Source organism: Veillonella sp. oral taxon 780 str. F0422 (assembly GCF_000221605.1).
GTDB lineage: Bacteria > Bacillota > Negativicutes > Veillonellales > Veillonellaceae > F0422.
The window spans coordinates 1-21,916 of the sequence record NZ_AFUJ01000040.1 but is presented as its reverse complement, the minus strand read 5'-3'; the positions used below and the strand labels follow the sequence as shown (position 1 = coordinate 21,916).

Annotated in this window: 23 protein-coding genes; 3 read left to right on the top strand and 20 right to left on the bottom strand. The window is 39.5% G+C overall.

The window, feature by feature from the left end; all coding sequences use genetic code 11:
• Positions 1-8 precede the first annotated feature (8 nt).
• From HMPREF9200_RS04650 to HMPREF9200_RS04600, 12 genes are all read right to left on the bottom strand, one after another.
• Positions 9-1,412 (bottom strand): aldehyde dehydrogenase family protein, encoded by a 1,404-nt coding sequence (locus HMPREF9200_RS04650; protein WP_009353657.1) that lies wholly within the window; start codon positions 1,410-1,412, stop codon positions 9-11.
• A complete protein-coding gene (locus HMPREF9200_RS04645; protein WP_255260726.1) occupies positions 1,393-2,076 on the bottom strand; it encodes a phosphate propanoyltransferase in 684 nt (227 codons plus the stop codon). The genes HMPREF9200_RS04650 and HMPREF9200_RS04645 overlap by 20 nt, the downstream gene beginning before the upstream one ends.
• The gene (locus tag HMPREF9200_RS09225; RefSeq protein ID WP_369688080.1) at positions 2,045-2,206 is read right to left on the bottom strand and encodes a helix-turn-helix domain-containing protein; all 162 of its coding nucleotides are present in this window, start codon (positions 2,204-2,206) and stop codon (positions 2,045-2,047) included. The genes HMPREF9200_RS04645 and HMPREF9200_RS09225 overlap by 32 nt, the downstream gene beginning before the upstream one ends.
• Positions 2,207-2,223: 17 nt before the next feature.
• Entirely contained in the window at positions 2,224-3,078 is an 855-nt protein-coding gene (locus tag HMPREF9200_RS04640; protein ID WP_009353642.1) for a helix-turn-helix transcriptional regulator, read from the bottom strand.
• 19 nt (positions 3,079-3,097) lie between these two features.
• The gene (locus HMPREF9200_RS08070; protein ID WP_009353676.1) at positions 3,098-4,399 is read right to left on the bottom strand and encodes a PocR ligand-binding domain-containing protein; all 1,302 of its coding nucleotides are present in this window, start codon (positions 4,397-4,399) and stop codon (positions 3,098-3,100) included.
• 118 nt (positions 4,400-4,517) lie between these two features.
• Entirely contained in the window at positions 4,518-5,840 is a 1,323-nt protein-coding gene (locus HMPREF9200_RS04630) for an aldehyde dehydrogenase (protein WP_009353655.1), read from the bottom strand.
• Positions 5,841-5,853: 13 nt separating this feature from the next.
• On the bottom strand, positions 5,854-6,117 hold the full coding sequence (locus tag HMPREF9200_RS04625; RefSeq protein ID WP_009353718.1) for a EutN/CcmL family microcompartment protein: 264 nt from the start codon (positions 6,115-6,117) through the stop codon (positions 5,854-5,856).
• A 22-nt stretch (positions 6,118-6,139) separates the two neighbouring features.
• A complete protein-coding gene (locus HMPREF9200_RS08065) occupies positions 6,140-6,673 on the bottom strand; it encodes a hypothetical protein (protein ID WP_009353648.1) in 534 nt (177 codons plus the stop codon).
• Between the two features lie 56 nt (positions 6,674-6,729).
• Positions 6,730-7,011 carry a BMC domain-containing protein gene (locus HMPREF9200_RS04615; protein WP_009353643.1) on the bottom strand — a complete coding sequence of 94 codons (282 nt, stop codon included), beginning with the start codon at positions 7,009-7,011 and terminating at the stop codon, positions 6,730-6,732.
• Positions 7,012-7,041: 30 nt separating this feature from the next.
• A complete protein-coding gene (gene pduB, locus HMPREF9200_RS04610; RefSeq protein WP_009353719.1) occupies positions 7,042-7,812 on the bottom strand; it encodes a propanediol utilization microcompartment protein PduB in 771 nt (256 codons plus the stop codon).
• An 8-nt stretch (positions 7,813-7,820) separates the two neighbouring features.
• Positions 7,821-8,741 carry a glycyl-radical enzyme activating protein gene (locus HMPREF9200_RS04605; protein WP_009353686.1) on the bottom strand — a complete coding sequence of 307 codons (921 nt, stop codon included), beginning with the start codon at positions 8,739-8,741 and terminating at the stop codon, positions 7,821-7,823.
• A 26-nt stretch (positions 8,742-8,767) separates the two neighbouring features.
• Positions 8,768-11,323 (bottom strand): glycyl radical protein, encoded by a 2,556-nt coding sequence (locus HMPREF9200_RS04600; protein WP_009353679.1) that lies wholly within the window; start codon positions 11,321-11,323, stop codon positions 8,768-8,770.
• 346 nt (positions 11,324-11,669) lie between these two features.
• Between HMPREF9200_RS04600 and HMPREF9200_RS04595 the strand changes: the two genes are divergently transcribed.
• The 3 genes from HMPREF9200_RS04595 to HMPREF9200_RS04585 are packed head-to-tail and all read left to right on the top strand — an operon-like array spanning position 11,670 to position 14,507.
• Positions 11,670-12,206 (top strand): hypothetical protein, encoded by a 537-nt coding sequence (locus tag HMPREF9200_RS04595; RefSeq protein ID WP_009353682.1) that lies wholly within the window; start codon positions 11,670-11,672, stop codon positions 12,204-12,206.
• 8 nt (positions 12,207-12,214) lie between these two features.
• On the top strand, positions 12,215-13,921 hold the full coding sequence (locus HMPREF9200_RS04590; protein ID WP_009353700.1) for a DUF4037 domain-containing protein: 1,707 nt from the start codon (positions 12,215-12,217) through the stop codon (positions 13,919-13,921).
• 10 nt (positions 13,922-13,931) lie between these two features.
• Positions 13,932-14,507, top strand: coding sequence for a DUF4125 family protein (locus HMPREF9200_RS04585; RefSeq protein WP_009353659.1), 576 nt, complete (start codon positions 13,932-13,934; stop codon positions 14,505-14,507).
• Positions 14,508-14,571: 64 nt separating this feature from the next.
• Here the strand turns inward: HMPREF9200_RS04585 and HMPREF9200_RS08860 are convergent, their stop codons facing one another.
• From HMPREF9200_RS08860 to HMPREF9200_RS04545, 8 genes are all read right to left on the bottom strand, one after another.
• Positions 14,572-15,702 carry an ABC transporter substrate-binding protein gene (locus tag HMPREF9200_RS08860; RefSeq protein WP_009353644.1) on the bottom strand — a complete coding sequence of 377 codons (1,131 nt, stop codon included), beginning with the start codon at positions 15,700-15,702 and terminating at the stop codon, positions 14,572-14,574.
• A 15-nt stretch (positions 15,703-15,717) separates the two neighbouring features.
• Entirely contained in the window at positions 15,718-15,942 is a 225-nt protein-coding gene (locus tag HMPREF9200_RS04575; protein WP_009353653.1) for an iron chelate uptake ABC transporter family permease subunit, read from the bottom strand.
• A gap of 280 nt (positions 15,943-16,222) precedes the next feature.
• Complete coding sequence (locus HMPREF9200_RS04570) at positions 16,223-16,567, bottom strand: nitrous oxide-stimulated promoter family protein (protein WP_009353674.1); 345 nt, start codon at positions 16,565-16,567, stop codon at positions 16,223-16,225.
• A 309-nt stretch (positions 16,568-16,876) separates the two neighbouring features.
• The gene (locus HMPREF9200_RS04565; protein ID WP_255260725.1) at positions 16,877-17,593 is read right to left on the bottom strand and encodes a DUF554 domain-containing protein; all 717 of its coding nucleotides are present in this window, start codon (positions 17,591-17,593) and stop codon (positions 16,877-16,879) included.
• A 27-nt stretch (positions 17,594-17,620) separates the two neighbouring features.
• Entirely contained in the window at positions 17,621-18,136 is a 516-nt protein-coding gene (gene pyrR, locus HMPREF9200_RS04560) for a bifunctional pyr operon transcriptional regulator/uracil phosphoribosyltransferase PyrR (RefSeq protein WP_009353692.1), read from the bottom strand.
• A gap of 11 nt (positions 18,137-18,147) precedes the next feature.
• Positions 18,148-19,065, bottom strand: coding sequence for an RluA family pseudouridine synthase (locus HMPREF9200_RS04555; RefSeq protein WP_009353690.1), 918 nt, complete (start codon positions 19,063-19,065; stop codon positions 18,148-18,150).
• Between the two features lie 8 nt (positions 19,066-19,073).
• Entirely contained in the window at positions 19,074-19,514 is a 441-nt protein-coding gene (lspA, locus tag HMPREF9200_RS04550) for a signal peptidase II (protein ID WP_009353699.1), read from the bottom strand.
• Positions 19,511-21,913 (bottom strand): Tex family protein, encoded by a 2,403-nt coding sequence (locus tag HMPREF9200_RS04545; RefSeq protein ID WP_009353649.1) that lies wholly within the window; start codon positions 21,911-21,913, stop codon positions 19,511-19,513. The genes lspA and HMPREF9200_RS04545 overlap by 4 nt, the downstream gene beginning before the upstream one ends.
• Positions 21,914-21,916: the final 3 nt, after the last annotated feature.

Sequence of the window (21,916 nt, the reverse complement as noted above, 5' to 3'; positions counted from 1 at the left end):
AGCCTCACTTATCTTAAGCTAAATGCTTCACTTAATACACAACGACGAATGCGACAGAACGATCTTGCACATGTAATACCTTCTCCTGTTGGGCCTGCAATGGTAAAGGTAGTATGCCCTTCACCACCTACACCAATACCTGCATAGGATGGAGCATTTTTTACGAAAATCGTAGTTTCTAACAATCTCGCCATTTTAGATAATTTTTCTAAATTTTGAGAGTGCATCATCGCTGTGTGACGATTTCCCAATTCTGCGCGGTATGCACATTCTATAGCAATATCTACATTTGGAACCGCTACGATTGGTAAAATTGGCATCATCATTTCTTCTGTTACTAGGTGATGATGTTCTGATGTACGAGCAATGATTAATCGAATACTGTCATCTACCACAATACCTACTAATGCTAATAAATCTTTTGCAGATTTACCTACAAAATCTGGATTTGGTTTACCATCTTTCTTAGTTACTTTTTCAACTAATGTATCTAGAATAGACATATCAGTAATTTCATAAGCACCATTCTTTTTCATATGGTATACCAATTGATCTGCCACAGATTCCACAACAAACACTTCTTTTTCAGCAATACATGGAACGTTATTATCAAAACTTGCACCACTGACGATATCTTTCGCTGCTTGTTCAATATGTGCTGTTTCATCTACGACTACTGGAGGGTTACCAGCGCCGGCGCCAATCGCTTTTTTACCAGAGGATAAGACTTGGTTTACAATTCCAGGTCCACCTGTAGCAACTAACAATCTTACTTTTGGATGACTCATCATGCATTGTGTACTTTCAATCGATGGTTCACGCACCATCGTTACCAAGTTGTTCGGAGCACCTGCCGCTTCTAGTGCTTTATTAATCATTTGCACTAAAATAGTAGATACTTTTTTAGCTCTTGGATGTGGGCTAAATACCACCGTATTACCGCCAACGATCATGGAGATAGAATTATTGATAATTGTTTCTGTTGGATTTGTTGTTGGTGTTATGGCACCAATCACGCCAAATGGACAAAATTCTTCAATTGTCAATCCATCATGACCAGTCATAGCACGCGTTTCCAACACTTCTTTACCTGGTGTTTTCACAGCAGCTACTCGGTTTTTAATCAATTTATCACTATATCTACCAATGCCTGTTTCTTCGACTGCCATGAGTGAAATCATTTCTAAATGATCTTTTTGTAACACAGTTTCACGGATGGCATCCACAAATGCATTACGATCTTGTAATGAAAAAGCTAACAACTCTCTTTGTGCCACTTCACTCGCATCAATCGCAGCCTCCATGGTATCAAACACGCCATATTCATACCGAGTTGTTTCCATACCTACGCCTTCTTGTTGTAAATCTTTCACTACTTGTTTCACTATACTTTCAATCATTTCTAAGTTCATTCGTATCTCCTCTATGATTTCGATACAATTCCAATATCATTGTTTTAATCCGTCCTGCATTCGCTTCATCTACATCGATATGCATTTCTAAAGCAAACTTCGGCGATACTCGAATAATTACATTGGAAAATGTCAGCTCGCGTTCTCCATGTACAGTCACTGTCACTCGCTCTTTATCGATCACGCCCATACGTTTTGCATCATCAGGATGCATATGGATATGTCGATGCGCTACGATCACACCTTGAGAAATCGTTAATTTCCCTTTCGGTCCTAGTAACGTTATACCTGGAGTTTCCCGTAAATCACCAGATTCACGTATCACGCCTGGTACTCCCAACGTAAATGAATCTGTTAGAGAGATTTCCACTTGTGTATCATTCCTAAAAGGTCCCAAAATACGTACTTTTTCAATACTGCCTTTCGGTCCTACTAGAGTTACTGTTTCATTTGCAGCATATTGTCCTGGTTGTTTCAAGTCTACTTTTTTTGTCAGTTCATCTTGTCCAAATAAAACGGTATATGCTTCTTTTGACACATGAACATGACGATTTGAAACACCAATTGGTACGCTACATCTATTTAATTCTTGTAACTTTGCTATGACGCGCTCCGTTACTAAATGTAAATACTCAGATTGTTTCATAGGTTTCCACCAATCCATTAATGACTTGATCTCGATATTGTGAGATTGTTTTATGTTCATGTTTTTTGAAAATTTTACAAAAATAGCTCACATCACTATATCCCAATATGTTAGCAATATAGGATCCGCTCTTTTCCGTTCCAAGTATATATTCCTTCGCTAAATTTATTTTTTCTTGTGTATATACTGCATAATTGTCATATTTAACTTATGTTTGAATATACGACTAATGTAGCCTTGGCTTACATTACAAGAAACAACTATATCTTTTAAAGAAATATCTTCTTGTATATGTGTATGAATATAGTAGAGAACAGTATGTAAAATTTCTTGTTTCCCTTGATATAGTTTCATAAACAGGAAATCAACAATTTTAAATGTCCATATAGCGAGTCCTTCTCCATATTTTGTATGTACAGGTTCCAACTGTATCTTTGACACCATCGTATGTAACTTCAATACATGCGTGTCTAAGACCTTGTGTTGTACCTGGTCTACCAGTTCATATAGTTCACTGGCAATTGACTGGCTATCACTATGTTCATATGTATACTGACATACTTGGTATAATCTGTCATAGGCTACCTCAAAATCACCTTGCTGAAAACCTTGTACAATTCCCTCCAACAGATCTAGGGATTTCCCTGTGACCTCTTTTTCTTTAGTCATCCCCTTTGCTGGAATCCATTTATAAAAATCATCCCAGCTAAAAGGTTTATATAAATATCCAATTCCGGAATATTTCATAGTCATTTGGTTAACAGCTTGCGTTTCTTTATTCAACATCATCACAATCCGGCATGTTGGATAGGTGTAATAGATATGTCGAATAATGTCACCTGCTTTTTGATGGCTAATATCCATTGCTATATAAGCGACAGAAATTATTTCTTCCTTCGGTAAGGAAAGTACTTCTTGATATGTACTAATGCAGATGACCTCCGCTTGCATATGGAGTGCAATTCGTTTTTGTAGTGCTTTCATATGCAACTTATCGGTATCTACCAAAAGTATCTTCATCACAAAATACCTCCTTGTCTTATTCTACTGGATAGGATAACATCACCTGTATCCCACCCTTTGGCAATGGATAACAATGTACTTTAGCAGAAGTGCCATGGTATTCTATAAACGTTTGGTGTAATTTTAAAATAGCTTGACTCGTTGGAGATAAGGTTGACTCTATGGTATCTCCATGTATTAACCGCGTCACATCTTGTAGTAATTTGTGTAGTACAAGTACTTCATCAGAGTGAATCTGCAATGTATCATCTTCTATAATAATACATACTTGATCACCTTGGAGCTCTGCATGTAGTTTCATAGAAATCTTTGCATGCCCCTCTTGTTGTGCTCTTTCTGCCACTTGATATACATATTGCCATACGCTATAGGACGGTAACATGTAGTGCCACAGGCTCTCATCTACATCCATATGCCAGCCTATGTGGCAATCTTCACGATAGTTTAAGAGAGATACTGTAGATTCGATGCGCGAACATTCCTCTTTAATACTTGTTTCAAATAGACTATCATGATGAAGTGCTAATACATGAATATAATCCAGAATCGCTGCTTCCGTTTTTTCTGCTTCTTCTACTACAGATAAGCTATCTACTACGCTAAGCAATTTACAGTTACGTACCATATCTACATAGCGCTTATATTTTTCTAGCTCACTTTGTAAGCAGCAAATCTTATCTTCTGCTTCTAATACTTCTTTTTCTAATGCTTCTATACGATTTAAATTCTTTTGTTTATTTCTATTCGATACAATTTCATGATTTGTAAGTTGATTAATAATAAACTCCACTAGTTTTGCGATAGAAAGCGCTTCATTATAGCTATACCGCTTAATATCTGCTAACTCTTCCGGATTCGTAGTTTCGATATCTTGGTTCACTAATTGTGCTCCACCAGGTACCATATTTTTACTCAACCGGACTATTGTATCTGGTACATCATCACATAGAATCTGTCCTCCAATAAATCCGCCTAAATAATGACCATCCACGATAATCGGTATAGCAATTTCTAAAAGTCCGCAAGGACAAATATAAATGCTCACCTCTTTATTAGTGGCAGCAATAATCGCACCTGATGCATCGGATAACTTACACAATAATGACGATGTAGGATTATCTCTTATTTTCTTACAATAGTTGCAAAACCGTGTTGCTTCTGTTAATACATCACCTTTATAATCTACTGTCACAAAAGCTATTCCTGTCACGTTGGCAACCGCTTCTTGGATCCCTTCCAATAAATCATGACCTATGACAGTCATAATATCCAGTCCTGATTCTTCGTTTCGATTGTCTTCCAAAGTATTTCGTGGCATTCCTTTTTATTACCTTTCCTATACAATACGTAAAATATCTCTACTTATAGTATACGACAGTAATTGCAAAAATCATGTAAAAAAGTATGATTTTTGTCATGAAATTTAATCATAGTTATTATGTATAAGAACATAGCGTTTCTACATACACACATCTTCTGCGACGGACTAAGTCTTTCGCCGTTATGGCTCCTTCACCAGTGACATTGGCAATCGTGAAAGATGTGGCTCCTACGCCACAGATACCAATTCCATCTAAGGAACATCCATTTTTAACAAAGATTGTAGTTCGGAAAGCTTTTGCTGCTTGCCGTAAACGCTCCGTATCGCGAGAATGAATGCCTGCTGTATGGTGATAACCTTGTTCTGCATCAACAGCAATTTGTAGGGCACTTTCAAAATTACTAGCTTTCACCACTGTAATCAATGGAGCTAATATTTCCTGTGTCACAAATGGATGGATTTTAACTGTTTCTACAGCAATCAAATCATAGGAACGATTCGTATGAATTCCTGCATCTTTTAAAATCTCATCTGCCGATTTACCGCCATATTGACGATTTACTTCCATATCTTCAGTTAAGAGAATTTTTGATAATTGCAACATTTCTCCCACTGAATCCACATAATACACATTGAGTCTTTCTAAGGCCGACCGAAATGCAGGTACTACAGATTCTACAATAATGACATTTTTCTCCGATGTACAGGTAATGTTATGATCGAAGGATGCACCTTTGTGAATGCAATAGGCTGCTCGATCGATATCAGCCGTTTCATCTACCACAAATGTAGGGTTCGCTGGACCTGCTGAAATAACTTTCTTACCACAGGCTAATGCGCTCCTAGCTGCATCTGACCCACCAGTAGATAAAATCAATTCTACATCTGGATGATTCATTATTTCATTAAGATATGTTAAGGAACAAGTATCTGGTGTGGTGATTAAGTTACATATGCCAAATTTATCTAAGATAATTTTATTCATCACTTTCGTAATATATTTAGATACTTCCATGGCTCTTGGATGTGGACAATGAATCACTACATTTCCTGCTGACAACAAACTAATTGTATTGTTGATCAACGTTTCACAAGGATTGGTACTTGGATGTATAGCACATACAACACCATATGGAAATGGTTCTGTTAAGACAATTCCATTTTCTCCCTGCGTTGTTCCTGTAATTAAATCTTCTGGGCCCGGCGTTTCTTCCAAAGCAAGTTTAATCTTAATGGCCTTATCTTCCGCTTTACCCATACCAGTTTCTTCACAAGCAAGCGCGGCAAATTCTAGACAATAGCTTCGTAATCCTTCACGGATAGCCTGAATCAACTGCTTCCGTTCCCGTAGGCTCAACTTTTGATAGATGTGAAATGCTTGTTTTGATGCATGCACAACCTGTGTTACTGAGGAAAATATCCCACCTTGGGTTCCCATATTTGCCTCCTTACTAAATAACAACAGAGTCTACAATACCAATGATTGCTAAATCTATGGTAGCCCCTTTTCGGTTCTCTTCCACTCGTACTGAAGACCCCGTTCCAACTAGCACATATTCACCTACACCAGCTCCTACAAAATCAGCTGCTACTTGTTCTCTATGAGCTGGCGAAAGCGATGCATCGACAGGCTGTATAATCATCAACTTATATCCTAATAGGGTATCACTTTTCTTCGTTGCTACAACATTACCAATCACTTTTGCTAAATACATGCTTACTCCTATCTCATAGGACTCAATTCATATGACGAATATGGTCTATGTATCGTATCCCTAACTCAAATATTGTTTGATAGTACCCTTGCACCATCTGTTGGTAGGGACCTGGTTCTTTTCCTGATAAAGGCTCTATGGATGTTGGCAGTACATAGATACTAGCACCTGCTGTAAAAGCTTTCTTTACCACTTCCGACAGATCCGATTGACTATAGCCTAAGGCAATATGAATGACATCATTTCTTCCTATATAAGGTAATACTATGCAATCGTGTTCTGTAAAAGCGGGTTCCTCTCCATAGGGATATTGCATAAGAAAAGGATGAATTTCTTTCACTCGACGTTCCATTTCTGGATCACCGTTCTTGGGAACAATGGCATGAACTTGTGTGAAGTCACATGTAGTCAATTGATTCGCCAACGCATAATTTTCATGATGCCACTGTTCATCAAAGACAACATATAATTTTCTTACACTTTGTTCATGAGATTGTTCTGCTAAAATACGTGCCACCATGTCTTCTAGGAGCCTAGATAGGTCTCTATCTTTCATAGTGCCTCCTCTAAAGTAGTGGCATATAAGGACGATGCCTCATATGCCACGCTACATTACGCTTTAAGAGTTGGAATAATACGTTCTGTATCGATGTGAGGACGAGGGATAACGTGTAAGGATACAACTTCGCCTACTGCACGAGCTGCTACTGCACCAGCTTCAACAGCTGCTTTTACTGCACCAACATCACCACGAACCATAACTGTTACTAATCCAGAACCAATTTTTTCATAGCCTACTAAGTTTACGTTAGCAGCTTTTACCATAGCATCTGCTGCTTCAATCGCACTTACTAAACCTTTTGTTTCTACCATTCCTAATGCATCTGAAACCATAATATCCTCCTATGTTTCTATACTAACCTATTAAATGTATGGTGTTGTACTCGATGTAGGTGTGTCACCTAAAGCACCAAGCAATTTAATACCCACTTCACGAGCTGCTTTCACAGCTTGACGAACAGCACCAGAGTCTCCAGAGAATGTTAAGATTACTTCGTTAGAGAAACTTGTACCAGATTTTGGTGATGCGTACGAAACAACTTCTACATTGGCAGATTTTACTGCTGTATCCGCAAGTACTGCACCAATCGCTGCTGGGCCTGCACATACCATACCAAAAGATCTACCTAATGGAGTGTTGAATACGGCTTCTAAACAATAGCTTGCACGTGCTGTGTATTGGAATTCCAAGTGACCTGCATCATTAGCGTATACATCTCCAAAGTATTTTGGAACAGCTTCCAATGCAATTTCAACAGCTCGACGAGCATCGGATACATCATGAGCACCGATATAGATCAAGGAACCATGACCTGCGCCACCTTTAGTATCACGAGGCAACTCTACTGTAATAATTTCAGTATTCGTTGCTTTGATTGCATCATCCACAGCCATAATTTGTGGGCCTGCGCCTACACGACCGCCGATAATACCGATGGATTTGAATTTTCCTAATCCCATTGTTTCTGTTAATAACGGATCCACACTGGCAATCACAAGACCAATTGTATCGCCCATTGCAGTACCTACAAATTCAGTAACTCCGATGGATCCTGCTGTTGTGCCTTGCGGCTTTTTAATGCCAAGTTCTTCTGATACTTGACCCATCACTTTTTCTAATAATGCTGTATCCATAGTACCTCCTAACCACCAATAATACAGTTTAAACCATATGATTCTACTATTTTTTTATACGTTTCCATTTCTTCTTCTGGAATCTTTGGTGTATTTTCTAATTCATATTCACGTCCCAATAGTTCATATTTCCCTTGTCCATAATTATGATATGGCAACAAGTGTATATCATGAACATTAGGCATATTTTCCTTCACAAACTCCGCTATACCACGAATATCTTCTTCGCTCGCATTAAACCCAGGAATCGTAGGAACACGCACTGTTGTATTTGCGATAGACTGTATGACTTTAGCCGACTCTTTGATCCTTGCGTTATCGACACCAGTGAACTTTTTATGTTGCTCTGGATTAACGCTTTTGATATCTAGTAGAACTAAGTCGATGTACGGCATAATCTCTTCTACAATCTTTGTGTCATAATACCCTTCTGTTTCTATTGCGGTATGCCATCCTTGTGCTTTACAAGCTTTAAAGATTTCTTTAGCAAACTTTGGTTGTGTCAATGCCTCTCCACCAGATAAGGTGATGCCGCCATTGGACCGAAAGTACTGTGTGGCATCTTTTTTTAGCTCTCGTACTACCTGCTCGACACTCATCAACTTACCTTTCATAGAAAGTGCACTGGTAGGACAGACCATGGTACACTCTGAACAGTTGTCACAGAGTGTACGGTCAATCCAGTACGGATTGCTATCAGCAATGGCCTGTTTAGGGCAAACTGCCTGACAAGCTTTACAACCAATACAGAGTTGTTTTCGATACACTACTTCAGGATAATATTGTTGTGATTCTGGATTAGAACACCATTTACATCGTAATGGACAGCCCTTCAAAAATACGATTGTCCGGATTCCTGGTCCATCGTGAATGGAAAAGCGTTGAATATCAAATACAGTGCCTTGTACACTATAATCTACTGATTCCATACGAACTTATCCTTTATATTATGTACCTACATTTCATGTTCTGTACGATTAATGATATCGTCTTGTACTTCTTTAGCCAATGTTACGAAGTGAGCGCTATAACCTGCTACACGAACGATCAAGTCTTGGTTATCTTCTGGATGTTCTTGTGCATCTAACAATGTTTGTTTATCTACAACGTTGAATTGAACATGGCTACCTTTTTTATCGAAGAAGCTCTTAATGATAGATACGAAGTTTTTCAAACCTTGTTCACCACCTACCGCAGCTGGTGTGAATTTTTGGTTGTACAATGTACCATTAGATGCTTGCGCATGGTCTAATTTTGCTACGGAGTTGGAAGCCGCTGTAGGACCGTTTACGTCGTTACCTTGGCGAGGGGATACACCGTCAGCCAATGGTTCAGTTGCTAAACGTCCATCTGGTAATGCAGCTACGTCTTTACCGAACAATACGTTAGCGGATACTGGGTAGATACCAGCTTGGAATTGACCGCCACGAGGGTTCATGTATTTATCCACTTCATTACAGTAGATTTTACCGCAACGATATGCGAATTGGTCTACCTCTTCAATATCATTACCGAAGGAATCAGTGTTTTTCAAGATATTGCGGATAGTTGCATATTTGCTTGGATCAGCTTGTGATTTGCATCCACAGCTTGTACCTGTGCCAGTACCTTGTTTCAAATGAGATTCCAATGTAGCAATGTCGATAGATCCTGTGGAGGATAAGATTTTCTTAACTGCTTCATAGATTTGAGCTTCATCTAATGTAGATTCTGGAATAGATGGAGTGCAAATTGGAGCTGCGCTATCGCTATAACCGAAGTTAGCTTCTAATGCTTCACGCAATTCAGCTAATGTAAAGCGTTTGTCTTCGAAAATATTTTTTTGGATTGCATATAAGGAGTCACCTGCGTCAGCAACACCGAATGCTTGAGGTCCTGTGAAGTTGTAGATCGCGCCGCCTTCTTGGCAAGATTTACCGCGTTTGATACAATCATCAACCATCGCAGACATGAATGGCAATGGTGCGCGTTCCATGTGAGCGTAGTCAACAGCGTTGTCAGCTTTTGCTAAGTGACGAACGAAGTATTCCATTTGTTGTTGGTATGCTGCCAACAATTTATCCATAGTATCTAATTCTTCTAATTCGCCAGTTTTAGGTCCCAATTGTTTGCCATTACAACGTCCGTTGTTAAGAGTAATTTCAAGAACTTTTGCGATATTGAAGAACGCTGCATCATGCCAACCTTCAGTACGATGGCCCGCTTGTGGTTCAACACAACCGATGATACAGTAGTCACGAGCGTCTTTTAATGCTACGCCACGAGATACAAGAGCCAAGATGATTACTTCGTCATTGTAGAATGCTGGAACACCATAGCCTAAACGGGATACTTCGCAAGCGCGATATAAGAATTCCATTGGGGCATTTTGATGTACACGTACAGAGAAGGATGGAGCTGGTAAGCGAACGTGTGCTACTGCTTCCATACACATGTAAGATACTTCATTTGTTGCATCTTTACCTTCAGAGTCTTGACCGCCTACGCAAAGGTTTTGGAATACTGCATAACCAGCGAATGCTTGTGCAGAGACTTCATCACGAGTTTTATTGATGTCGTTCAATTTAACCCAGATACAATCTACTAATTCTTGTGCTTTTACGCGATCAATTGGATCATCTTTTAAGTATGGATACATGTATTGGTCAAAACGGCCTGGGGAGATGGAGTGACCATTGGACTCAATTTGAACCATGATTTGTAAGAACCAGAAAGATTGACATGCTTCCCAGAAGTTACGAGCACCGAATTCAGGTACGCGATCACAGTTAGCGGCGATTTGTTGTAATTCTGCTTTACGAGTTGGACAAGATGTTTGACTTGCCAATTCACGAGCTTTTTCAGCATAGCGATGTGCGAATCGGATAGCTGCATTGTAGGAAATAATAACTGCGTTGTAGAATTGTTTTTTCTTAATGCTGCTAGGATCATCTTCGTCTAATGCATGTAATGCTGTAATTGTTTCTTCTAATACACCGCGGAAACCTTTTTCTAAGATTTTACCGTAGTCTACATTTACGTGTCCTACACCACCGAAGAAATAGTTACCTACTGTGAATACACCATTAGCGATACAATCTTTTGTATCTGGTTCCATATAGGAATCTGCTAAGGAGTGAGTTGTTTTGCCTTCCCAATATTTGAAAGCTTCATGTAATTCATGTTGTACTTTTTCAGAAATTTCAAATGGATCTGCCATACGTTTATGCATAGTATGGAATTCTTTTTCTACCCAATCATAGGAGAACTCTGGGCAAATTTCTGTGGATCGTGGGTTGATTGTGATTGAACCAACTACCAATTCATTGTCACGGATTGTAATCGGCAACTCGTTAAAGATTTTTTCAACAGCTTTAGCACGGCGGATAATCGTAGGCTGACCTTCGGTTTCCTTATAGGATTCTGTAATTAAGACTGCACGTTCTGATTCGACTTGTGGTACAGCATCAATAATTACTTTTCTCAACTTTTCAATTCGTTCTGTTGGTTTACTAAATCCTCGTTCTAGCATGTGTTAACCTCCTTACAACGTATAAAAATAATTCATGCCTCTATCCTATTCATGCGTAAATAGAATACTGTGCATGCTTCTTAAGAAAATGGTATCACATTTCAGAGTAGAACTGATAAAAATTTACAATCCAAATTTTGTAAAATACAAACCTTTATGTAATTGAAAAGTTAGATTAATTATCATTTCCTATTTCAAAATCTGCATGTAGTATATGTATTTTCAGTATACCTTGGTAATATTCAAACCTAACTACGGTAGTAAATACACCTCTTCTTTCTTCTCTATTGCTCAACATTATATTTCTCTTTATACTGAAAGTAATTATACGCAGGAGGTAATTACGATGGCATCAAATACGGCTATATGTCTTTGGGAAACCAATCGTATCGCATCTGGATTTGCTCTTTTAGATCAGTTATTAAAAGACTACCCTATCTCTTTTGTCAAACATTACCGCATATGTCCTGGCAAAGCATTCTTCATACTCATTGCAGATACAGATGTAGTACAGCAAATTGAACAAATCCTAAGGGATACGAAGCAGATTCAATACAAAACAATTACTGGCGTACATCCCGATGTACTTTCAGTATTTCAACAAAAACAAAAAATACCTACTGTCTCACACCTAGGTATCTATGAATGTTCCACAACAGTGGCTGTATTTCATTTAGCTAATCATCTAGCTTGGCATCACCAAGTTCATTTATTAAGTCTACAAATTGGAATTGGTCTCTGTGGCAAAAGCATTCTCACTATCGCTGGTTCCTATAGTGATTTAAAAACCATTGAAATGGAATTATCAGAACGTTATCCTAAAGACATTGTGAGCTTTGCCAATATTTCAGAACCGTCAACAGAATTACTTACCTTATTATAGGAGGTTCTATGGAATCCATTCAGTCTTTACTAAAACAAGCACACACACTTTGGCGACAAGGCAATGAACAAGGTATGATAGACTATTTAGAAAAAGCCATTCACCTGTGTCGGACCCAAAAGAATGACAAAAAACTGATTGAAATATTAAATGAGTATAGTGGGTCTCTACGTAATGTAGGACGCTATGATGATGCCATTACCGCTATTGATGAATCCCTACGTCTCTACGAAAAAAGTGATACTTACACACCACAAACATATGCTACAATTTTAATTAATCTAGGCAATACATATCGTGAAAAGAAATCCTATTACGAAGCGGAAACACATCTGTTGAAAGCAAAGGAAATCTTTCAATCCGTAGGTGATACATCCTATGCTTATATTGGTCTGTTGAACAATTTATCACTTCTCTATCGTGATACGAACAACTACGAAACAGCTCATGAATTGCAATTAGAAGCAGTCCGCCTATTGGAGCCTACAGAATACCAAGTTCCACTAGCTATTAGCTACAATAATTTATATGAAATCAGCAAACACGTTAAAGGAAAACAAGAGCTTTCTCCTCAAGTCTATCTAGATAAGGCTGCCTACATTTTACGTCGTGAGGTAGGTACAGAACACCCTATGTATGCAGCGGTGTTAAATAATCGAGCCGACTTTGAAATAGAACAACATCACTACGATGTGGCACTAAATTTATATAGAGAAGCCCTTCCCATTGTGAAACATAATTATGGTGTGGAAAGTCAAGCCTATCAATCTGTATTGCACAATCTTGAATATGTAAAAGACCTTATTAAAACGCTGCAACAAGAGGTGCCCTGTCATCGCCAAACTGGCTTAGAGCTAGGCAGAGAACTCGCTCACCAAGTAGCACAAGACATAGAGCTCAATCTACCTGACCTAGCTCCCTATATGTGCTTAGCTTTGGTCGGCACAGGATCAGAATGTTTAGGCTTTGATGATGCCATCTCTGAAGACCACGACTTTACCAAGCGCTGTCAGCTCTTCTTACCAGCTGATATCTATGAAACTAATAAAGAACGCCTTCAGTCCTACTTTAAGAACTATGCCTATGGCACAGTACAAGTTGAATGTATATCTGAATTTTACCAGCGCTATACACTTTATCCTGAAGGGCCTCAGTGTGAAAAAGAGTTTCGCCGTGTCCCACAAGACTTGTTGTGCACCGCCACAAATGGTGAAGTCTTCCTAGATAATTTTGGATCTTTTACACATATTCGTCAGCGATTATTGGCCTACTATCCAGAAGATATTCGCCTTCGTAAAATTGCCTATGAATTAAACCAATTGGCTCAATCTGGGCAGTATAACTTACCTCGTATGTTACAACGAGGCGACACAATTGCTGCAAGTTTAGCATTGCATCAATTTGTCCATCATTACATGCTACTCGTGCATCTATTCAACAAATCCTATGCGCCATTCTACAAATGGCTCTATCGCCATAGTTGTACTCTTCCTATCTTAGGAAACACGGTCAAACATGGGATTGTAGAATTACTAGATGCACCTATTACAGATACAAAATCTCACATTGATCGCTTATGTAGTGCTATTATTCAAGAGTTGCAACGCAACGGCTTAAGCACAAGTCCTATTGATTTCTTAACCTATCAAGCTAAAGAAGTCATTCAACGCATTCAAGATCCACTTCTCCGTAAAGAAGATTCTTGGGTAGAATAGGAGTTTTATTATGAAAGACGATTTAATTATTTCTATCATTCAACAAGAATGGCCTCTCTTCACTAGTACGCAAAATGTAGACCATCGCTCACCTTGCCAAGACCAAATGGCTAACTTCATTGTGTCACGCCATGCCTATTGGTCTATGTACTCTACACCGGTTTTACAATCCTATTTGCACGATTTAGAAGTGGCACGCATGAAAGGACATAACTTGGTGACTTTCAAATACGGATATATGATGGAAGCCACTCATCCCGATGAATTTTTAGCCATAAAGGATAAATTGCCATCTATTTCTAACGTAAAATTGTCTTTAGTGACTGCCATTATGGCCTTGTATATGAAGTGGGAATTAGATATCCAATTAGAAATACCTGGCTATGACACACACCATCGTCCTATCCAAGCAAAAGATAATTCCCTGACTCATACATCTGTGGAAACCTATATGACTGGAGAATTACAGTCCTATTCAGAAAACACTTTAGAATGTATATTAGCTCATTTTTTACAGTGTAGTAAAAATAATATAAACCCTGTACAAGAATATCTGAAAGCCCTACAAGCTGGAGCAAAGCGATAAGTACAATAAACACAAAAAAGCCGTCACTATTGTGACGGCTTTCCCTATGTATGACACTATGTAGTTAGTCAATATGAATACCATGGATTTCTTCAGCTAAACGTTTTAACGCTTCTACTGTACGAACGCCTGGTGTAATTTCAGACAATTTTACGCGAACGAAATGATTTTCTTGTACCGCTTTAATTGTTTGTAATTGAGGGTCAGCTTTAATTTTAGCTACTTTTTCTTGGAAATCATCATCGTTGCGGATGGAATTACCATAGTCAGGAATAATGATGTAATCAGGATTTTGTTGAACTACAGTTTCCCAAGAACCTTTCGCCCAAGTTTTATCTACACCTAAACCACTCATTACGTTATCAGCACCGATTAAACGCAATACGTTAGTTGTGTAACCTTCGAATACTGTGAAAGGTTGTCCATCTTGGGAGTCATATACGAATACACGTTTATGTGGAAGGTCTTTCAATTTAGCTTGTACTTTTTCTAGCAAAGCACGTTGACCTTTTACCCATTCTTCTGCTTTTGCTTTCACGCCGAAGATTTCACCTAATTTAATCATATCTTTGAAATTAGTTTCTAAGTCAGCTTGTGTAGATAAAGCAGACTCTGGAATCCAAATGTTTACTTTTTGAGCAATCATTTTATCTGCAGGGATACCTTCTTTACTGAAAGAATCTTCCCAACCTGTAGCGAAATCAGGTTTTACAGACATAAACACTTCATAAGAAGGCCATTTTTCAGCTAATACTTTTACTTTGCCATAGGCTTCTTGTAATGGTGGATAGATTTCTTCTTCTTGGAAAGCTGTACCCGCCATTTTATCTTCCAAGCCTAATTGTAACATCATTTCTGTTGTAAACTGAGACATGGATACGGCATGTTTAGGAGATTCTTTCACAGCAAGTACAATATCTTTCACTAAAAAATCATCGATCATAGCATCATGCATTTGTGCCAATACAGCCACCTTCTGTGAAAAGGTGGGGCCATCAATAGTTTGTAGAGGCACACCATCCAATGTAATCGCATCAGTGGGATGCAATTGGCTCAAATGCCCAAGGAGTGTCGATTTACCACAACCATTAGGTCCAATGATAGCCGTCATTTTATGTTTAGGAAAGCTAAGCTTCACATCATCTAAAATTTGTCGTTTTCCATAGGAAAAGGACAAAGAATTTACCTCGTACATAGTCCCTCCTATTGTCTAACCTTGATGACGGTATCTCGTCATAATAATCCAAATAAATAGCGGTGCCCCTAGTAAGGATGTCAATACGCCGATAGGAATTTCTTCGGGGCTATACATAGCTCGTGAAAGTACATCCGCCCAGATCATCACAATACTACCAATGAGTGGCGCAAAAATTAGTAATCGTCCATGTTTAGGTCCCCCAACCATGCGCGCCAAGTGCGGAATAATAAGGCCCAAATTGAGGAGCTACTACGAGTGAAATCACCAGTAAGATCAATAATCCTACGATTTTTAATTTCATGTTATACGCCCTTTAACTATACCCAATATACGCTTAGGAGTTTCCCTCACGAAATTCGTGCCTCCTACAGTAAAAAAAGAGCAACCTTTTATGGGCGCTCTTTTGTCTATATATAGTATACTATAATTTTCGATATAGTGTAAAGGTGTTTACTTGATTTTTAACACGTCACAATTCCCATGACATATTACTGTAACATATAATTTCAGTCACATATTATTTCAACAGACCTTTCCCTAACAATATGTGTCGTATCGTCATGATTGGATGTATCCATAACATACGAGGACCACTGTAGCGCATGACTTCTTTAATTCGTTCCCGATAGGTCGGTGCGTAACAATGTGTTTTGCACATGGCGCAAAATGTTTTTTCTTCCATATGCGGGCATCGCTCTACCCTTGCTTCTGCATAATGCATCAATTCTGCACAGCTTTCACAGAGCTCACCGGACTTACGTCGGTGCTGTCCTTTGCAGTAGATTTCTATCATCTTGCGCACCGTTTTTAATTCTTTTAATCGCTTATCTTCGATAGCCTGCTGTTTCTCACGTTCTTTCATCACTAACTCCTCACTATTTAATGCTCAGTATGTCTACAACTATCTATGCCGCACATTTTTGTATGTTTATTCTATCACAGCCATTAACATAGACTCAATATTTTCTATCACATGCAAAAATCCGCTATCCATAATTTTACTAGGCTCAACTTGTATTTTTTTCATTAGCTTTTATGAAAGTAAAAAGAGGAAAGTGAGTACCTATACTCAACCTTCCTCTATCATATAATCCCTATCTAATATGCCGTATGGAATGTTGCACTCACTATTCCTCTATAGTATAAAGGATATTTATAGTCCCCCTAAAATTTACAGTGTAATCGGCAAGAATGTCATGAGCATTGCTATAAATATTGCTGGTAGCAAGTTAGCCACACGAATCTTGTTGGGCCACAATACATTAATTCCCACACAGAAAATTAAGATGGAGCCCACATAGGATAAATTATCAATCGCCTCTGGAGTCATAAGCGGTGCCGCTAAATGAGCGAAACCCGTAATCATCCCTTGGGTAATCCCCACTGGTAAAAAGGAGAACAAAGCCCCTTTTCCCATAGAGGATGCCATGACCATCACAATAATACCATCTAGAATACTTTTGACAACCATCGTACTGTAATCGCCAGTCAAACCATCTTGAATAGAACCGATGACCCCCATAGCTCCTACGGTAAATGTCATGGATGCCGTAATAAAAGCATTGGTAAACTGTGGGTCCCGACTGTTACCTGTTTTCAACTTTAGCCATTCTCCAATGGCAGTAATACGCCTATCAAAATCAATCAATTCTCCAATAATAGCCCCTAGTACCATAGAGATAATCATCATCATAGGTCCTGTTGTATGCAAACTGTCGCTAACAATAACTAGCATATATTGCATAGTGCCACTCATACCTAATAGAAGGATAATGATCCCACACACCATCATGAGCGTTTCTTTTAAATTTTCTTTCATGCGATGTCGAATAAAGAGTCCTAATAAGCTACCACAAATAATCAACACCACATTAAGGATGGTTCCCATACCATGCATTGGTTGTTCCTCATCTTTCTAAAAAATCACTACACTATCATCCCCATCCACTTCGTGCACACGAACTTGCACCGTTTCCAAGTGGGACGTAGGAATATTTTTCCCTACATAGTCAGCTCGTATAGGTAGTTCCCGATGGCCTCGATCCACTAATACAGCTAATTGGATGGCACTCGGTCTACCTGCATCCATAAGGGCATTCAATGCAGATCGAATCGTACGACCTGTAAATAATACATCATCTACAAGAATCACAATTTTACCCGTCGTATCCATCGTAAACGGAGGCCCTTCCTTCGGTTGATTGCTCCGATCATCTCGATACAAGGAGACATCCATTGTTGCCACATCTACTTGAATCCCTTCAATGGCTTCAATTTGAGCTTGTAATCGTTTTGCTATATATACACCACGGCGCTCAATGCCAATAATTAAAGCATTGGATAATCCTTTATTACGCTCTAAAATTTCGTGCCCGATACGACGAATGGCTCGCATCATACCAGCTTCATCAATTAAGATACGTTCTTCCATAGTATCACTCCTTATCGATTATGCTCTTTCGCATACTCAATACATGCCAAAAAATCTTCCGGCAATGGCGCTTCAAAGTGTAAGGCTTCCCCTGTGATAGGATGTTTCACAGATAATGTTTTAGAATGCAAGGCCTGCCCTACAATAGGAAAATCCATTTTACGGAATCCATAGAATGGATCATTCACCACAGGATGTCCAATATACGCTAAGTGTACACGAATTTGGTGAGTTCTGCCCGTTTCTAGTTGGCATTCTATTAATGTGTGCTTGCCATATCGTTCTAGTACACGGAAATGGGTCACTGCGTCTTTACTATTTTCAAAGACCACCGCCATTTTCATACGATCTTTAGGGTGGCGCCCAATAGGGGCCTTGATAGTCCCTTTTTCTTCTGCAATATTGCCTTGTACTAATGCATAATAGGTTCTTGTAGCACTATGTTCTTTCACTTGCTCTGCTAAGCCCAAATGGGATTCATCATGTTTGGCTGCCATCATCACACCAGATGTATCCTTGTCTAATCGATGCACAATGCCAGGGCGAATTTCTCCATTGATGCCAGATAAATCTTTACAATGGTATAACAAAGCATTCACCAGTGTCCCCGAATGATTGCCTACCGCTGGATGTACCACCATACCACGAGCTTTATTAATGACAATCATATGCGAATCTTCAAATAGAATATCCAGTGGAATGTTCTCTGGTTCTACTTCTACTTCGTGCACTTCAGGAATAGTAACGCTAATTTCACTATCCTTTGAAAGTTTCAAGTTTGATTTTCCTGTTTTACCATTCACTTGTACATTTCCCTCTTTCACTAAGGATTGCACATAGCTCCGTGACTGACCAAGCTCTCTCGTGAGGTACACATCTAATCGTGTACCCTCATCTTGAGCCTCTACTATATATTGTTTTGTTTCCATTATTTACCTCACTGTTTTTGGCTTTCATAGGACCAAAAATATAGAATCAACAAAGGTACACCAATGCAAATACCAATATCCGCAATATTAAAGATAGGCCATACTCGAAAATCAAAGAAATCCACTACTCCACCTAAGTACAAACGATCCCAGGCATTGCCCAAGGCACCACCCAAGAGCGTGCCTGTCCCAATTCGTGCATATAACGGTGCCATAGCTAATTTCTTACGACCTACGTACATAGCGCCTAACAAAAGTACCACTACCAACAACAATATCCATCGTTGATGCATCAACATACCAAAGGCTGCTCCATGGTTCACAATATAGGTCCAATGAAAAACATCAGGTACAACTGGCACAGATTCACCCAACCGAAAGTGGCTGCGTACATACCATTTTGCTACTTGATCCAATAGGAAGGTCAAGATACTTATGATATAGATCATCGTTTACGTCCTCCACGGTCAGCCCATTGTTGTAATAAAGCGCCTAAGTCCTGCTCTTTTTCTTGCCGTTTTCCTCGATTGTTTCTATCTCGCATAGGATTACCTGAGCCACTTCTTACATCCTTAACGTTCTTAGAGTTTCGACCCTGTTGTCTTTCGCCTTTTGGTTGTTGACCATCCTTACGTGGTGTATCTCGACGGGGATTTCCATCGCCATTGCGTCTATGACCTTGACGGTTTAGATGTTTTGATTTTTCTCGTTTCATAGATAAACCAATGCGGTTCCGTTTTGCATCGACAGAAATAATCTCTACTTCGATAATATCTCCTACTGCCAATACATCGGATGGATGTTCATGATAGGCACAAAACTCGCTTTTATGCAACAGTCCATTGATTTTCACACCAATATCCACAAAGGCACCAAAGTCCACCACATTATGGACGGTTCCTTTTACCACAGTGCCTACTTGCATATCCTCCAAGCTAGCTATTTGTTTTCGTGTCATCGGCGCTGGCAAATCTTCCCGTGGGTCACGACCTGGTTTTTGCAAGGCTTCTACAATATCTCGCACCGTCGGTACACCTGCATCTAGCTGTTTCGCCAACTCTTCCACATTCACCGTTTGCAGTTTCGCTTTGGCCGTTTCCAGTGTCGCTTTATTACGTAAATCGTCTAAGGACATCCCCAACTGTGTTAGCACTCCTTGGGCAATCTCATAAGACTCTGGATGAACTGGCGTCGCATCTAAAGGGTTCTCCCCTTTACCGATGCGCAAGAAACCGGCACATTGTGTAAAGGCGGCAGGACCTAAACGTGCTACTTTCAACAATTGCTTACGACTAGTAAAAGCACCATGTTCCTTGCGGTAAGCAATAATATTATTCGCCACGGTGCTAGAAATACCAGACACATGCTTCAATATCGCTGGAGACGCTGTATTGAGCTCTACCCCTACATGGTTTACCACCGTTTCTACTACTTGATCTAAGGTGGCGCCCAATTGTTTTTGATTCACATCATGTTGGTATTGACCGACACCAATTGATTTTGGATCAATCTTCACAGATTCCGCCAATGGGTCTTGTACACGGCGTGCAATCGACACAGCGCCACGAATCGATACATCTAAATCTGGCAGTTCTTCAATGGCCAACTTAGAAGCGGAGTATACGGAGGCACCTGCTTCATTAGTGATAATATAATGACAATCTAAGTCTTCTTCAGCAATCATGGCAGATGTAAATTGCTCTGTTTCATAAGAAGCAGTACCATTGCCGATAGAAATCAAAGTAACACCATATTGACGGATTTTCTTAGCCAATTCTTGTTTGGCACGCTCTGCTTGTTTATCACTCATCGTAAGATAGTAAGCCCCATAATCTAGGACATTACCTTCCCTGTCAATGATGGCCATTTTACAACCTGTACGATATCCTGGGTCTAAGCCCATAATAACATGTCCAGATAAAGGTGCTTGGAGCAACAAATTGCGCAAGTTCGTACCAAATACTTTGATGGCCTGCTCTTCTGCTTGCTCTGTCATTGCATTTCGTGTTTCACGCTCTAACGATGGATACAATAGTCGTTTATATCCATCAGCAATAGCCTCAGCAATATACGAATGCTCTACCCTTGCAGTACCTTGCACAGTGTCTACCATATATTGGATAAATGTTTCATCCGGTACCACAAAGCTAACTTTTAAAGCGCCCAAGCTTTCCCCACGGTTCATCGCTAATACACGATGGGATGGGACTTGGCGAATGGGTTCTTTGTATTCTTCATTGTACTGTAAGAATCCTTGGTTTACTTCTTCTTCGCCTACTAGCTCCGTTTTCATATGACCAGTTTCCCACATAGCTTTACGCAAATATTGGCGAATATCTGCTCGTTCACTCGCTTCTTCTGCTACAATATCCATCGCCCCTTGTAAGGCATCTTCCACAGTAGGCACTTCTTCATTAAGGTACTCTGCTCCCATTTGGCGTAACTCTTCTTCTGTAGCCGTTGTGAACAATGCCTGTGCCAACGGTTCCAAACCACGGTCTCTGGCCATGGACGCACGAGTACGTTTTTTCGGACGGAATGGCAAATACAAGTCTTCTAATTCTTGCAATTTCATCGCTTTCGTAATCGCTGCGGATAGTTCGTCCGTCAATTTGCCTTGTTCTTCAATAGACTTAGTGACTTCTTCTTTTCTTTGTAACAAGTTGCGCAAATATTTCATCCGCTCTTCGATGTCACGCAATTGCTCATCTTTTAACTCACCAGTCACTTCTTTTCGATACCGTGCAATAAATGGTACTGTATTGCCCTCATCTAATAAAGTAATGGCTGCTTCTACTTGATGTGGCTTTACCCCTAACTCTTGGGCTATCACTACATGTATTTCCATTCT